Here is a 15,411-nt window from a genome sequence, read left to right as displayed (position 1 = left end):
ACACATCTAATTTTTAAGCATAAATTGGTAGGGTAAAGGAATTAATATGGAGAATATTTTGTCAAATTCAGGATTTGGTTTGCCCCAAAATTGGTCGATACCTCGGCTTGCGCCTGCTGATATGGCAATGATACCCCCAGATCTTTTAGCTGAAATTGAGAAGAAGTATCTATCTGACATGATGCTGGTTTGGAGTGGCAAAAAACCTGATATTGAGGTTGATAATCGCTTTAAATCGAATATTTGGAATGAAGGTTGGTCTGAAATCATTTATCAAACCTATTTGGTCAATGCCCAACACCTCAAATCCTTGGCGAACGCAGTTGAGGCTGAGCCTAAAGTTAAAAATAAAATTGTCTTTGCTACAGAGCAATTAACTTCAACACTTGCCCCTAGTAATTTTTTAGCAACCAATCCTGAAGCTATTAATGAATTGATTAGTTCTAGAGGTCAATCTCTCACTAATGGCTTAATGCACTTGCTCGCAGATATGCGTGAAGGAAAAATTTCCCAAACGACAAGTGACACTTTTGAAGTTGGCGTTAATTTAGCCATAACGGAAGGTAGTGTGGTGTTTCAAAATGAACTATTTCAGTTAATTCAATATAAGCCGTTAACAGAAACCGTTTATGAAAAACCATTACTGATGGTTCCACCATGTATTAATAAGTTTTACATTCTAGATTTAAAACCTGAGTCTTCGATGGTTCGTTTTTTAGTCGAAGAGGGTTTTACGGTTTATATGATTTCTTGGAAAAATGCTGATGAATCGATGACGCAGATAACTTGGGATGATTATGTGGCATCTGGTGTGATCAAAGCGATTCAAACGTGTATTGAAATTTCAAAAGTTCCTCAAATTAATGTGCTGGGATTTTGTGTTGGGGGCACTCTTTTAGCAAGTGCTTTGGCTGTTCTAGCAAATCAAAATATACATCCCGCCGCTAGTTTAATTTTATTGACCTCTTTCTTAGACTTTTCTGATACTGGTGTTCTTGATGTCTTTATCGATGAGACGATGGTCGATATGAGAGAAAATACGATTGGTGGCAAAACGGGGAACTTTGGACTTTTAAGTGGCGTTGAGTTGGCCAATACCTTCTCATTTCTTCGGCCGAACGAGCTGGTTTGGAATTATGTAGTGAGCAATTATCTATTAGGAAAAACACCGCCATCATTTGATTTGCTTTTTTGGAATAGTGACTCAACTAATTTGCCAGGCCCCATGTTTTCTTGGTACTTGAGGCATATGTATCTTAATAACGAGTTGAAAGATCCCAACAAGCTTACGATTTGTAATCAACCCGTGGATTTGAGCAAAATTAATTGTCCCGTTTATATTTTTGCATCTAAGGAGGATCATATCGTTCCTTGGAAATCAGCATTTACTAGTACACAAATCCTCAAAGGTAAATCGAAATTTGTTCTTGGTGCGTCTGGACATATCGCTGGCGTAATAAATCCGCTGAAGAAAAATAAAAGAAATTACTGGACGAATCAAGTTCGAACGAAAAATCCTGACACATGGTTAAAAGGAGCAAAATTTATTGAAGGAAGTTGGTGGGGCGACTTCAGAGATTGGTTAAGCAGTCAAAGTGGCAAACAAATTAAAGCACCTTCAAAATTAGGTACTACGAAATTTAAGGTGATAGAGGCTGCCCCCGGTGCATATGTAAAAGAAAAAGTAAGCAAAATTAACTAATATCAAATCACAGAGTAAGTAACTGCGCAATATTTCAATTTAAAACGGGAGAAATAAAATGTCAAAGAAAATAGCCTATGTAACTGGTGGTATGGGTGGAATTGGTACTTCGATCTGTCAAAGATTGCATCAAGATGGTTTTACGGTTGTCGCCGGTTGTGGGCCTAACTCCCCTAGAAAAGACCGTTGGTTGGCCGAGCAAAAAGCCTTAGGTTTTGATTTCCATGCCTCAGAAGGTAATGTGAGTGATTGGAATAGTACCGTTCAAGCCTTTAATAAAGTAAAGGCTGAAATTGGACAAGTTGATGTGTTGGTTAATAACGCTGGTATTACCAGAGATACTGTGTTTAGAAAAATGACACCGGAAGATTGGCGGGCGGTAATTGATACGAATCTAAACTCTTTATTTAATGTTACCAAACAAGTAATTGACGGTATGGTGGAAAAAGGTTGGGGGCGCGTGATTAATATTTCCTCTGTAAATGGTCAAAAAGGTCAATTTGGTCAAACTAACTACTCAACTGCAAAAGCTGGTTTAAGAGGTTTTACAATGGCTCTTGCACAAGAAGTTGCAACCAAGGGGGTAACCATTAATACAGTTTCACCTGGCTACATTGGTACCGATATGGTGAAAGCAATCCGGGAAGATGTGCTTAACAAAATCGTTGAGACGATTCCTGTAAAGCGTTTAGGAACGCCAAGTGAAATTGCATCTATTGTCGCTTGGTTAGCTTCAGATGAATCTGGCTTCTCAACTGGTGCAGACTTCTCCTTAAATGGTGGCTTGCACATGGGGTAACCCCACCAGTAGGTGGGAACATGAGTCAATCAATACTAATTAGTAGATTGATTTTGAAGCATTCTCAGTAATATCTACTATGATAGTAAGGAATACGCACTTTGCGTGTTCCTTACTGATTAATTATGGCAACCACAAAAAAAACACCTACAAGTTCTACAAACACTTCAGCCCAGGCGTCGGTCGTTAAAAAAACCACTAAGCCAGTTTCTACTCGTTTAAAAAAGTCTGTCAAAACGGTTGCACCTTCGACAATTGATCCGCTTGAACCTTCTAAAATTGCCAAAGAGGAGAGTGCACAGCCCAATTCGACCCCCGATAAGTCAAGAATTATTAAAAAATATCCTAATCGACGCCTTTATGACACTTTACACAGCACCTATGTGACTTTGTTTGATATCAAGGGTCTAGTCATGTCGAATATACCTTTTCATGTGGTAGATGCTAAAACGGGGGATGATTTAACAAGAAGCATCTTGATGCAAATTATTCTGGAAGAAGAAGCGGGGGGGCAACCTATTTTTTCTAAACAAAGTTTATTAAAAATGATTCGGTTTTATGGTAATTCTTTGCAAGGGATGATGGCTCCTTTTTTAGAGCAAAATCTGAGTCAATTTATTGAGTTACAAAATCAATATGTCGCTCATTGTCAGAAAATTGGTGGCTTAGTGAGCCCTGAAACTTGGGTAAGTTTTGTAAATAAGCAAAATGCAGTTGAGTTTACTCACCCAATGAGTTTCTTGTTTGAAACCGGGTCCAAGATCCTCGAGCAAATTCAATCTCAGTCAAATGGTGTGATAAATTCGTTCCCATTTAAAAAATGAAACTAAAATGGAGCATTGTTATTTTTTCATAAAGGAATACCTTGTCTAAAGTTGGTTTTGTTTCGCTTGGTTGTCCCAAGGCTCTAGTTGACTCGGAGTCAATCTTGACTCGTCTTAGTGCTGAGGGTTATGAAATTGCCAAGAACTATGAAGATGCAGAGTTAGTGATTGTTAATACCTGCGGTTTTATAGATTCTGCTGTTAAAGAAAGTTTAGACGCCATCGGCGAAGCTTTGTCTGAAAATGGTAAGGTAATTGTTACAGGTTGCCTAGGTGCTAAAAGCGAGTTAGATGGTGAAAATTTGGTTCTCAAACATCACCCTAAAGTATTAGCTGTTACTGGTCCCCATGCAACCAATGAGGTGCTAGATGCGGTGCATATCAATTTGCCCAAACCACATGATCCATTCGTAGATTTAGTCCCACCAATTGGAATCAAGTTAACGCCAAAACACTATGCCTACTTGAAAATTTCAGAAGGCTGTAATCATTCTTGCTCCTTTTGCATCATTCCACAGATGCGTGGGGGCCTAGTTTCTAGGCCTATCGATGATGTTCTGAAAGAGGCAGAAAAATTATTTCAGTCTGGTGTAAAAGAGTTACTAGTGGTTTCACAGGACACGAGTGCATATGGTGTCGATATTCAATATCGAACAGGCTTTTGGAATGGCAGACCTTTAAAAACTAGATTATTTGAGTTGGCATCAGAGTTGAAGGTTTTAGCAAGACAATATGATGCTTGGGTTCGCCTGCATTATGTTTACCCTTATCCATCTGTGGACGAGATTGTGCCTTTAATGAGTGATTTTTTTGAGTATGGAAATGGTCTTTTGCCGTATTTAGATATTCCCCTACAACATGCCCATCCCGACACTTTAAAAAGAATGAAACGCCCAGCAGGTGGCGAGAAGGCGTTACAACGCATTGAAAAATGGCGCGCAAGTTGTCCTGAACTTGTCATTCGAAGCACTTTTATTGCTGGTTTCCCAGGTGAAACTGAAGAAGAGTTTAATTATTTATTAGAGTTTATTCAAACTGCTCAATTAGATCGAGTCGGCTGTTTTGCTTATTCGCCAGTAGAGGGTGCGACAGCTAATCAATTAGATGGGGCACTCGAGCAAGCAATTAGAGAAGATCGTCAGCAACGATTTATGGCGGTTGCGGAAAGAGTATCGGTTGATAAGTTACAGCAACGGGTCGGTCAAAAAACTCGGGTACTCGTCGATAGTCAAAATGCTCAGGGCGGTGTGGCAAGGTCCTACGCGGATGCGCCTGAAATTGATGGAGTCATTTTCGTTGCTCCAGCACAAAAGATTTCAAAAAAATTTCGTGCTGGAGAGTTCACTAAGGTCGTTATTTCTGATGTTAGTGGACATGATTTATTGGCCAATGTCTCTTAAAACGGTATAAAAATTTTAGTAGTGATATTTTTAATTAATTGATATTTATATGGGGGATTTATGACACAAGATGTGGTTGTTTTAAGTGCAGTTCGATCTGCAGTAGGTTCTTTTAATGGCTCTTTGAGTAGCATTGAACCTGCAGAACTTGGTGGTATGGTAATGAAGGAAGCAGTCATTCGTTCCAATGTAGATCCATCACTTATTAATTATGTAACTGTCGGAAATTGTATTCCTACAGAAAATCGTTATCCCTATGTGGCCCGTGTAGCATCAATTCAAGCTGGTTTGTCCATGCAATCTGTTTCGATGGCAGTGAATCGTTTATGTAGTTCTGGTCTGCAAGGAATTGTTACTTCAGCTCAGCAAATTATGCTTGGTGATTGCGACTATGCAATCGGTGGTGGAGTTGAGGTGATGTCTCGCGGTCTCTATGGCTCCCCTGCGATGCGTTCTGGTGCTCGTATGGGTGATACAAAAATGATTGATTTAATGGTTTCTGCTTTGACTGATCCATTTGGCGTAGGCCATATGGGTATTACTGCTGAAAACTTAGCAAAAAAATGGGGTATTACGCGTGAAGAACAAGATGCGTTTGCTGCTGAATCACATCGTAAAGCCGCTGCAGCTCAGGCAGAAGGCCGTTTTAAGTCTCAAATTGTACCGATTACGATTAAAACGCGTAAGGGTGATATTGTCTTTGAAAGTGATGAGGGCGTTAAGGTTGAAACAACTTTTGAATCTTTATCGAAATTGAAGCCGGTTTTCTTAAAAGAAAATGGCACAGTGACAGCTGGTAATGCTTCTTCTATCAACGATGGTGCTTCATTCTTTGTATTGGCCTCCGCAGATGCTGCTGCTAAAGCAGGTCAAAAACCGCTTGCAAGAATCGTATCTTATGCTGTGGCTGGAGTGCCTAATGATGTAATGGGTGAGGGGCCAATTCCGGCTTCCAAGTTAGCCCTCAGTCGGGCAGGATTAACCATTGATCAAATTGATGTGGTTGAATCAAACGAGGCTTTTGCGGTGCAATCATTAGCTGTGGCAAAAGGTTTAGGACTTGATTTGTCAAAAACCAATATCAATGGTGGAGCTGTTGCCATCGGTCATCCGATTGGTGCATCAGGTGCAGTAATTGCAACCAAAGCAATTTATGAACTTCATCGCTCCAATGGCCGTTATGCACTAGCGACGATGTGCATTGGTGGTGGACAAGGTATAGCGGTAATCTTTGAACGCCTCTAATCGGGTCCGGTTTTAGTGTAGCAAATCTAAAATCGCATCAAGGCCGACGTGATCGAAAGCTCCGTCGGCTTTTTCTTTGACAATTGGCTTTGCTCTAAAGCCAATGGATAGACCAGCGTTCGCCATCATGGCCAAATCGTTTGACCCATCTCCCATTACAATGACTTGATCAGGGCGAATACCTTGCTCAAGAGCTTGATTAGCGACTATTTGTGCTTTGGCTTGACCATCTACAATATGACCAACTACATTGCCAGTAAGAAAGCCCTTTTCTATTTCAAGAGTGTTCGATTGAGCAAAGTCCATCCCTAACTGTGTTTTTAAACGATTTGCAAAGTAGGTAAATCCACCTGATACTAAAACGGTATGCCAACCTATTTGTTTGACACCCCCAACAAGTTCTGCTGCCCCAGGATTTAAACGTAAACGTTGTTGATAAACGTCCTCTAATACGCCCTCTGGAGTACCAGCTAAGAGCGCAACACGATCTCTCAAGCTAGTTGCAAACTCTTTGATTTCGCCACGCATTGCAGCTTCCGTAATAGCCGAAACCTGTTCCATTTTGCCAACGGCTCGGGCAATTTCGTCGATGCATTCAATATTGATTAGAGTAGAGTCCATATCAAAAGCAATCATTTTGACTTCTTTAAAATCAAAGTGGGGTTTAGGAAAAATAATATCGCAGGCATGTAAAGCTGCATGGTTACGTAAATGTTCTTTATCTTCAATAGAAAGGTGCTTGCTGATGGTAATTTCAACCGCCTTCTGAGAATACTCACGACTTTCTAAAATTGGGTGTCTGTCTGCAAACTCACTCAAGAAACTCTTTGGTATTTGATGCTGATGTAAAAAGATAATTTTCATAGTAATCAATTTTTAATAGTTGCAATAAAACGTTTAATTGCTTCAATACGTTGCGTCAGTTCGTTAAAGCCGTGTGAATTGGCTGGAAGTATCTTCAACCGATCTTTACCAAATAATTGGACTTTTTTATCTGTTTGAATCAGTTTGATGATTTTTAAAGAGTCAATTGGAGGATTTGGAATAAATTGAATCTTTAGCATTTCAACGCTTGCTTCAATTTTACAGATACCTAGGCTTTCCATCTGAATCCTTAAACGATGATTTTCTAATAAGGTCACGGATTGATTAGGCAAATCACCAAAACGATCAATAATTTCCATTTTTAAATCTTCAACTTGTTCAATGTCTTGGGCACTGGATAAGCGTTTATATAATGAAAGTCGCTCATGAACATCTGGGCAATAATCATTTGGCAGTAGGGCAGGACAGCCTAGATTAATGTCAGTAATGGCATGCATCGGGCTTAATAAATCTGGTTCTTTGCCTTTTTTGAGTTCGGAAACAGCTTTATTTAACATTTCCGTATAAAGTTGGAAGCCAATTTCATGGATATCGCCTGATTGCTTATCGCCTAAAACTTCTCCAGCTCCTCGAATCTCTAAATCGTGCATTGCAAGATAGAATCCTGATCCTAACTCTTCCATTGATTGGATAGCATCAAGTCTCAATTTGGCCTGCTTGGAAAGGGCTTCTGGATCAGGAACAAGTAAATAGGCATAAGCTTGATGATGTGACCTACCAACCCGACCACGTAGTTGATGTAATTGAGCCAGACCAAATCGATCCGCTCGATGCATGATGATTGTATTGGCCGTGGGCACATCAATACCCGTTTCGATAATTGTCGTACAAAGTAGAACATTACATCGTTTCGCTACGAAGTCATGCATTACTTGTTCTAATTCACGCTCATTCATTTGTCCATGAGCGACAGCAATACGCGCTTCCGGCACTAATTCCTCGAGTGCGAAACGACGGTTCTGAATGGTTTCAACTTCATTATGTAAAAAATAAACCTGACCACCACGTTTAATCTCTCTAAGAATTGCTTCACGGATCACGCCGTCACTTTCACGCCGGACAAAAGTTTTAATCGCTAAGCGTTTTTGTGGCGCAGTGGCAATTACGGATAATTCTCTGAGGCCCTCGAGTGCCATGCCTAAGGTTCTTGGAATCGGTGTGGCAGTTAAGGTTAACACATCTACTTCGGCGCGAAGAGCCTTAAATGCATCCTTTTGTCTAACGCCAAAGCGATGCTCTTCATCAATAATGACGAGGCCTAATCGATTAAATTTAATGTCTGGAGAAAGTAGTTTATGCGTACCAATAATAATATCCGCATCGCCACTTTCAAGTGCTTTTAGTGCGCTTGAAATCTCTTTGCCTGATTTAAAACGAGACACCTCAACGATTTTGACAGGCCAATCGGCAAAACGATCTTTCCAGGTGCTGGCATGCTGTTCCGACAACAAAGTTGTTGGTGCTAAAACTGCTACTTGTTTGCCACCCATGACCGCTACAAAACTCGCTCTTAATGCCACCTCTGTTTTACCAAAACCAACATCTCCACAGATCAATCGATCCATTGGCTTACCGCTGGTCATATCTTCAATAACGGCCTTAATTGCTGAGGTCTGATCGGGAGTTTCATCAAAGCCAAAGCTTTCGGCAAATGCTTCATAGTCGTGACTTGAGTATTCAAATGCATGACCTTTTCGAAGAGCGCGTTTTGCGTAAATATTTAAAAGTTCTGCCGCAGTATCACGAATTTGTTGGGCTGCTTTACGTTTTGCTTTTTCCCATTGGCCAGAGCCTAAGTTATGGAGGGGGGCAGTTTCTGGATCTGAACCGGAATATCTAGAAATTAGATGTAATTGCTGAACGGGAACATATAGAGAAGCGCTATTGGCGTATTCAAGAAATAAAAATTCATCTTCGATACCATCTACCTCTAGCATGATGAGGCCCTTATAACGCCCAATACCATGCTCGGAATGAACCACAGGGTCACCAACTTGCAACTCTGCAAGATCTCTCACCATCCCTTCAATATTGGTGACCTGATCTTTTTTACCAGATTTTCTTGCTGTTCTTTGTTCAACTGAGTTTGAAAAAATTTCTGATTCAGTTAAAAAATATACCTTGCCTAGTCCTGAGTAGAAACCATCGGTTAGTGGTGCAACGACCATTCCCAGTTGATCATCACCGAGTAAAAACTCTTGAATAGATGGTGGGAAACAAAATGAAATTTTGGCATGACTACCTGAAAATTCCGAATCTTCTAAAAGTTGTTTAATGGACTCACGTCTACCAGCACTATCGGCACAAATTAAGACTCTTTCTTTGGTTTGCTCTAAAAAATTTCTTAATGCTAAAACTGGATCTTTATCTTTTCGAACCACGGATACATTGGGGGGAGATTTGAAAATTAAGTCTTCATTTACAAATGTTTTTGGCTCTAAAGAAACTCTAGAAAAAGGTTTCATTAATCCAAAAAATGAGTCTTCTTTTAAATACAACTCCTCAGGCGGTAATAACGGATGCTCAGTATCGTGGGATAGAAATTGGTAACGTTCTTTGACGCTTTTCCAAAAATCATTAATTGATTCCTGTAAGTTTCCATGCGTCCATATCCACGCTGGTTGATTTGATAGTGGCAAGTAATCGAAAATGGTTGCCAATGAATCGAAGAACAAGGGTAAATAAGCTTCGATGCCGGCACCAGGGATGCCTAAACCAACATCCTTGTATAGGGGGCATTTAGCGGGGTTTCCCTCGAACACCTCTCGCCATTTACCCCTGAATTCTTTTCTGGCATTTTCTGTGAAAGGAAACTCATGACCCGGTAATAACTTGATTTCTTTGACGGGAAATAGACTGCGTTGTGTATCAGGGTCAAACACTTTAATTTGGTCGATTTCATCACCAAACAAGTCAATGCGAAATGGGAGAGGTTCACCCATAGGGAACAGGTCAATCAATCCACCACGAAGACTATATTCTCCGGGCCGCACAACTGCAGAAACGGGATCATAACCACCTTGTTGGAGCTGATGATGAAGTGATTGTTCATCAACCACTTCGCCTTGTTTAAAGAAAAAGGTATTAGCAGCCAAAAACTGTGGAGGAGATATTTTCTGGATTGCAGCCGAAAGCGGCAGAATCACAATATCTAATTGCCCTAAACTCAGTTCATGTAAGGTTTTTAATCGTTCAGAAATGAGGTCATGGTGCGGAGAAAATTGATCATAAGGCAAGATTTCCCAATCGGGCAATACACTTACTTTTAGGGAAGGGTCAAAAAGTGGAATTTCTAAAGCTAACCTTTGGGCATTCGCTGAGTCACTGCAGATGACCATCATGACCGAATAAAGAGCTTGATGTAATTTAGCTTGTTGAGCAATAACTCCAGCATCTGAAGAACCAATCAGATCTGCCCAAGTGAACTTATTTCCAGCTTTTGGTTCCGGAAAGTCGTTTACAAGTTGTACGATTTGCTTTTGAGAAGAGGGTGAACTAGTAATTTTTGACATTTGAAACATTATAAGGATTGGACTTGCTTTAAGATGAATGCAATGATAATAATTTTTAAAACTTTATGAATGCAAACTGTCATGTTCTAATTCCTTGCGCGGGCACAGGTACAAGGATTGGTGGAGAAATCCCAAAACAATTTCAAAAAATTCATCAACAAGCAATTGTTTTGTATAGTCTTGAGGTTTTTTTAAAGATGCCAGAAATCAAAACGGTTTGGGTAGGCTTATCTGATTCAATCGCTCAAAATCCCGAACTCATGGAGATTTTTCCAAAGCATCCCAAGTTAAAGCTTTGCATTACAGGTGGAAAAACAAGAGCCTTGACCGTTCTTAAAACTTTAGAATATATTTTGCAGGGCGATTCTGATCAAGTTCAAGCCAATGATTGGATTTTGGTTCATGATGCCGCTAGGCCAGGAATACGGGTAAAGAGTGTTCAACACTTAATTGAAAGTGTTCGTACTTCTAACGAGTCCGGTGGCATTCTAGCGCTGCCTTTAGCAGATACCCTAAAAAAGGCAATGCAAGCAGGGGAGAAGCGCCTATCTCAGTCTACTATTGATCGTACAAATTTGTGGGCCGCTCAAACTCCCCAGATGTTTAAAATCAATGACTTATATAAGTCTATTGCAATTTCACTTGAGAAATCTTTTGACATTACCGATGAAGCTAGTGCGATGGAGCACTGTGGTCATTCGGTTTTATTAGTCAAAGGAGATTTCCAGAACTTTAAAGTTACCTATCCAGAGGATTTAAAAAATATGGAGAACCTGTTAATAAAAAGTCCGTTTAGGGTTGGTCAAGGTTATGATGTGCATCAATTGGTTGAAGGACGCCCCTTAATTTTAGGGGGCGTTTTAGTACCTCATGACAAAGGGTTATTGGGGCATTCCGATGCTGATGCATTACTGCATGCAATTACCGATGCGTTGCTAGGGGCAGCGGGCCTTGGAGATATTGGTCAACATTTTCCCGATTCTGACCCAAGTTTTAAAGGAGCCGACAGTGGTGTCCTTCTAAAGCTAGCCTATGCAAAAGTGCTAAAACTTGGTTTCGCATTAGTTAATCTTGATGCCACGATTATTTGTCAAAAACCCAAATTAATGTCTTATCTTCCAGGGATGACTCTAAAAATTGCAGAACTTCTAGAGGTGAATACTCAACAAATTAATCTTAAGGCAAAAACGAATGAAAATCTTGGATACTTGGGCGAGTCTAAAGCAATTGAAACACAAGCGATTGTTTTAATTGAGAAATTAACTTAATTTTGGGTTTCTAAATGACTCTAATCCAACTAAAAATCCTCATTTTGATGGCCATTCAACACAATTAATGAGTCATCTCAGCGGTTTGAGTTAAAATATTGGATTACCTAATTGAAATAAGATGCGAGGATGGCGAAATTGGTAGACGCACCAGGTTTAGGTCCTGACGCCGTAAATGGTGTGGGGGTTCGAGTCCCCCTCCTCGCACCAAATTTAGACTAGTTTTATAGTCAAATTACTTTGTAAAAGTACCGCAGAGTTTGTAATATCAGAATGTATTGTTTAGTGAGGAAGTTAAACAGTCTTGTTTAAGTTCCTTTTTTTTAGCTATTTTTATTTATTTTTACTATGTCCATAACTATCGAAAATCTTGGCGCACTTGAGCGCAAAATCAGTTTAGAGTTTTCCAAAACAGAGCTTTTGCCAAAGCGTGAAGCAAAATTAAGGCAGCTTGGTAAAAATATGAAAATGGCTGGTTTTAGACCCGGCAAAGTGCCGACTAAAATGATTGAACAGCAATACGGTATGCAAGTAGATTTTGAACTTTCTTTTGACTTTGCTTCAGAGAAGTTTTTTGAGTTTGCCAAAGCAGAAAATATTGAGTTGGTTGGACAGCCAAGATTAGAGCCAAAAAGCGAAATCTCTGCTCAAGAGATTCAATTTGATGCATTCTTCGAAGTGTTTCCAGAGGTTGTAATTGGTGATATTTCAAACGCAGAAATCACTAAATATTCAACCGATGTTAATGATGCGGAAATTGATAAGACACTCCAGATGCTTCTGAAGCAACGCGTTCACTATCATCCAAGGGGTGAAACTGGTGACCATGGTGATGGTGGAGCTGATGTAAGTGCACAAAGTGGTGACCAAGTTACTGTTGATTTTGTTGGAAAAATTGATGGTGTTGAGTTTGCAGGCGGTAAAGCAGATGACTTCACTTTTGTATTGGGCCAAGGCCAAATGTTGCCAGAATTTCAAACAGCCTCTTTAGGTTTAAAAGCTGGTGAAGACAAGGTATTCCCTTTGAGTTTCCCTGCTGATTATCATGGTAAAGAAGTTGCTGGAAAAACTGCCGAATTTACTATTACGATGAAAAAAGTTGAGTGGCCGCATTTACCAACTTTAGATGATGATTTTGCTCTTAGCCTCGGTGTTACTGAAGGTGGGATTGCTAAAGTTCGTGAAGAGATCAGCCAAAATCTGCAAAGAGAAATTACGCGTCGTACACAATCTCTTTTGAAAAATCAGTCGATGGATGTTATGGCAAATGCTTGTGAATTTGATTTGCCTAAATTCTTAGTATCTCAAGAGGAAGAGCGTTTAATCGAACAAGCAAGAAAAGATTTAGAGCAAAGAGGTGTGCCAAACGCCAAAAATGCTCCGATTCCTGATGGTATGTTCACACCACAGGCTCAACAAAGAGTGAAGTTAGGCTTGATTCTTAATAAATTAGTAAAAGAATTTGACTTAAAAGCAACTCCTGAGCAAATTAAGTCTGAAATTGATGATCAAGCGGCAAGTTATGAAGATCCACAAGAAGTAATGCGCTGGTATTACAGTGATCCAAGTCGTTTAGCTGATATTGAGTCATTAGTTTTAGAAAACAATGTCGTGAAATATGTAATGGATAAAGTCAAAGTAAATGACAAGCAAGTTACTTTTGAGGAACTTAGCCAGTTGAAGTAAAAGTGCTAAAGTTATTACTAATACAATAATATTCACTCGGAAAATAAAATGACTTCAAATACTTATCAAGATTTATACCAATCCCCTCAGGCTTTAGGGCTTGTGCCGATGGTTATTGAAACGTCAGGTCGTGGTGAGCGTGCATATGATATTTATTCACGTTTACTCCGTGAAAGAGTTATATTTTTGGTTGGCGAAGTCAATGATCAAACTGCTAATTTGGTGATTGCTCAAATGTTGTTCTTGGAAAGCGAAAATCCTGACAAAGATATTTCCTTGTATATTAACTCTCCTGGTGGATCAGTTTCAGCTGGGTTGGCAATATATGACACCATGAATTTTATTAAGCCCCAAGTGAGTACCCTTTGTATGGGAATGGCTGCTAGTATGGGTGCTTTTTTACTATGTGCTGGCGAGAAAGATAAGCGTTTTGCATTACCTAACTCAAGGGTCATGATTCATCAACCTTTGGGTGGAGCAAGAGGTCAAGCCTCAGATATTGAGATTCAAGCAAGAGAAATTTTGTATCTGAGAGAACAACTCAATGGCATTTTAGCAAACAGAACTGGTCAGACTATAGAAACAATTGCTAAAGACACAGATAGAGATAATTTCATGTCTGCTGAACAAGCAAAAGAATATGGTTTGATTGATAAGGTAATTACATCAAGGTAATTGATAAGAATCAATGAGCAACAAATCTGATAACTCAAATAGCAATTTAATCTGTTCATTTTGTGGTAAAAACCACGATGAAGTTGTTCGCATGATTGCGGGACCCTCAGTATTCATTTGCGATGAATGCGTGGCTTTGTGTAACGAAGTCATTGCTGAGGGTGGTAAATCAAACGCTGATTCAAAAGATGATTCTAAAAATCAGCCTCTACCATCACCAAAAGAAATTCGGCAAAATCTTGATCAATATGTAATTGGTCAAGATCAAGCCAAAAAAACATTAGCAGTTGCTGTTTACAACCATTACAAAAGACTGAATAACCTTAAGCCTGTTCAGAGTTCTTCCGCTCAAAAAAGTGAGTCGAAAGATAGTAAGGATGCCAAGGAGTCTGCTCCACCTGTAAAAAAATCAGCATTAATTAATGGTGTTGAGTTAGCCAAAAGTAATATTTTATTAATTGGCCCAACAGGATCTGGTAAGACATTGCTGGCGCAATCTTTAGCAAGAATGCTCGATGTGCCTTTTGTGATGGCTGATGCAACTACTTTGACAGAAGCTGGTTATGTAGGTGAAGACGTTGAAAATATTATTCAAAAACTATTGCAGGCTTGTAGTTATGATGTCGAAAAAGCTCAAAAAGGTATCGTTTACATAGATGAAATTGACAAGATTTCTCGTAAATCTGAAAATCCATCGATCACAAGAGATGTTTCTGGTGAAGGTGTTCAACAGGCTCTCTTGAAACTTGTTGAGGGTACCATGGCTTCTATTCCACCCCAAGGTGGTAGAAAACATCCAAATCAAGAGTTCTTACAAATTGACACTACAAATATTTTGTTTATTTGTGGTGGTGCTTTTGATGGACTTGAAAAAATCATTAACCAACGCAATACTAAGACTGGTATAGGTTTTAATGCTGAAGTTCAAAGTAAAGATATTAGAAATTTTGGTGAGCTTATTAAGAATGTAGAGCCAGAAGATCTGATTAAATTTGGTTTGATTCCGGAGTTAATTGGTCGTTTACCAGTTACTGCGACTCTTACCCAACTGGATGAAGATGCTTTAATTCAAATTCTAACTGAACCTAAAAATGCCCTCGTCAAGCAATATCAAGCTTTATTTGGCCTCGAAGGGGTGGCTTTAGAGTTTAGAGATGAAGCCTTGCACGCGATTGCTAAAAAAGCAATGATTAGAAATACTGGTGCTCGAGGATTGAGGTCCATTGTCGAGGCGACTCTTCTGAATGTCATGTACGATTTGCCATCTCAGACAGATGTTGAAAAGGTTGTCATAGATCTAAATTGCATTGAAGGTGGAGACCCAGTGATTGTTTATAAATCAGCTAGTTCTGCGGCTTGAGACCTAATTTAGACGCGAAAGTGTCAAAATAGCACTTTGATTTTTAAACTTTTGA

Annotated in this window: 11 protein-coding genes and 1 tRNA gene; 10 read left to right on the top strand and 2 right to left on the bottom strand. The window is 39.5% G+C overall.

Annotated elements, in window-relative coordinates; all coding sequences use genetic code 11:
- The first annotated feature begins 46 nt into the window (after nt 1-46).
- The 5 genes from phaC (at nt 47) to B8983_RS11425 (ending at nt 5,970) form a co-directional block, all read left to right on the top strand.
- On the top strand, nt 47-1,702 hold the full coding sequence (gene phaC, locus B8983_RS11445; protein WP_084285069.1) for a class I poly(R)-hydroxyalkanoic acid synthase: 1,656 nt from the start codon (nt 47-49) through the stop codon (nt 1,700-1,702).
- A gap of 58 nt (nt 1,703-1,760) precedes the next feature.
- Nucleotides 1,761-2,501, top strand: coding sequence for a 3-ketoacyl-ACP reductase (locus B8983_RS11440; protein ID WP_084285065.1), 741 nt, complete (start codon nt 1,761-1,763; stop codon nt 2,499-2,501).
- Nucleotides 2,502-2,626: 125 nt separating this feature from the next.
- The gene (gene phaR, locus B8983_RS11435) at nt 2,627-3,325 is read left to right on the top strand and encodes a polyhydroxyalkanoate synthesis repressor PhaR (protein WP_084285063.1); all 699 of its coding nucleotides are present in this window, start codon (nt 2,627-2,629) and stop codon (nt 3,323-3,325) included.
- A gap of 41 nt (nt 3,326-3,366) precedes the next feature.
- A complete protein-coding gene (gene rimO / locus B8983_RS11430) occupies nt 3,367-4,725 on the top strand; it encodes a 30S ribosomal protein S12 methylthiotransferase RimO (RefSeq protein ID WP_084285061.1) in 1,359 nt (452 codons plus the stop codon).
- 60 nt (nt 4,726-4,785) lie between these two features.
- The gene (locus tag B8983_RS11425; RefSeq protein ID WP_084285059.1) at nt 4,786-5,970 is read left to right on the top strand and encodes an acetyl-CoA C-acyltransferase family protein; all 1,185 of its coding nucleotides are present in this window, start codon (nt 4,786-4,788) and stop codon (nt 5,968-5,970) included.
- Nucleotides 5,971-5,982: 12 nt separating this feature from the next.
- Here B8983_RS11425 and serB read toward each other — a convergent pair whose 3' ends face one another.
- Both serB and mfd read right to left on the bottom strand, forming a co-directional pair.
- A complete protein-coding gene (gene serB / locus B8983_RS11420) occupies nt 5,983-6,834 on the bottom strand; it encodes a phosphoserine phosphatase SerB (protein WP_084285057.1) in 852 nt (283 codons plus the stop codon).
- Between the two features lie 5 nt (nt 6,835-6,839).
- Entirely contained in the window at nt 6,840-10,367 is a 3,528-nt protein-coding gene (gene mfd / locus B8983_RS11415; RefSeq protein ID WP_084285125.1) for a transcription-repair coupling factor, read from the bottom strand.
- Between the two features lie 65 nt (nt 10,368-10,432).
- On the opposite strand from mfd, the gene ispF reads away from it, so the two are divergent.
- From ispF to clpX, 5 genes are all read left to right on the top strand, one after another.
- On the top strand, nt 10,433-11,635 hold the full coding sequence (ispF, locus tag B8983_RS14315; RefSeq protein WP_084285053.1) for a 2-C-methyl-D-erythritol 2,4-cyclodiphosphate synthase: 1,203 nt from the start codon (nt 10,433-10,435) through the stop codon (nt 11,633-11,635).
- A 123-nt stretch (nt 11,636-11,758) separates the two neighbouring features.
- Nucleotides 11,759-11,845, top strand: a tRNA-Leu gene (locus B8983_RS11405).
- A gap of 138 nt (nt 11,846-11,983) precedes the next feature.
- Nucleotides 11,984-13,321, top strand: a complete 1,338-nt coding sequence (tig, locus tag B8983_RS11400; protein WP_084285047.1) for a trigger factor — start codon at nt 11,984-11,986, stop codon at nt 13,319-13,321.
- Between the two features lie 48 nt (nt 13,322-13,369).
- Nucleotides 13,370-13,996, top strand: coding sequence for an ATP-dependent Clp endopeptidase proteolytic subunit ClpP (clpP, locus tag B8983_RS11395; protein WP_084285043.1), 627 nt, complete (start codon nt 13,370-13,372; stop codon nt 13,994-13,996).
- Nucleotides 13,997-14,009: 13 nt separating this feature from the next.
- On the top strand, nt 14,010-15,356 hold the full coding sequence (clpX, locus tag B8983_RS11390) for an ATP-dependent Clp protease ATP-binding subunit ClpX (protein WP_084285041.1): 1,347 nt from the start codon (nt 14,010-14,012) through the stop codon (nt 15,354-15,356).
- Nucleotides 15,357-15,411: the final 55 nt, after the last annotated feature.

This window comes from Polynucleobacter kasalickyi, from assembly GCF_900176405.1.
Taxonomy (GTDB): domain Bacteria; phylum Pseudomonadota; class Gammaproteobacteria; order Burkholderiales; family Burkholderiaceae; genus Polynucleobacter; species Polynucleobacter kasalickyi.
The sequence above is the reverse complement of the archived record's forward strand: the minus strand, read 5'-3'. Positions and strand labels throughout refer to the sequence as shown.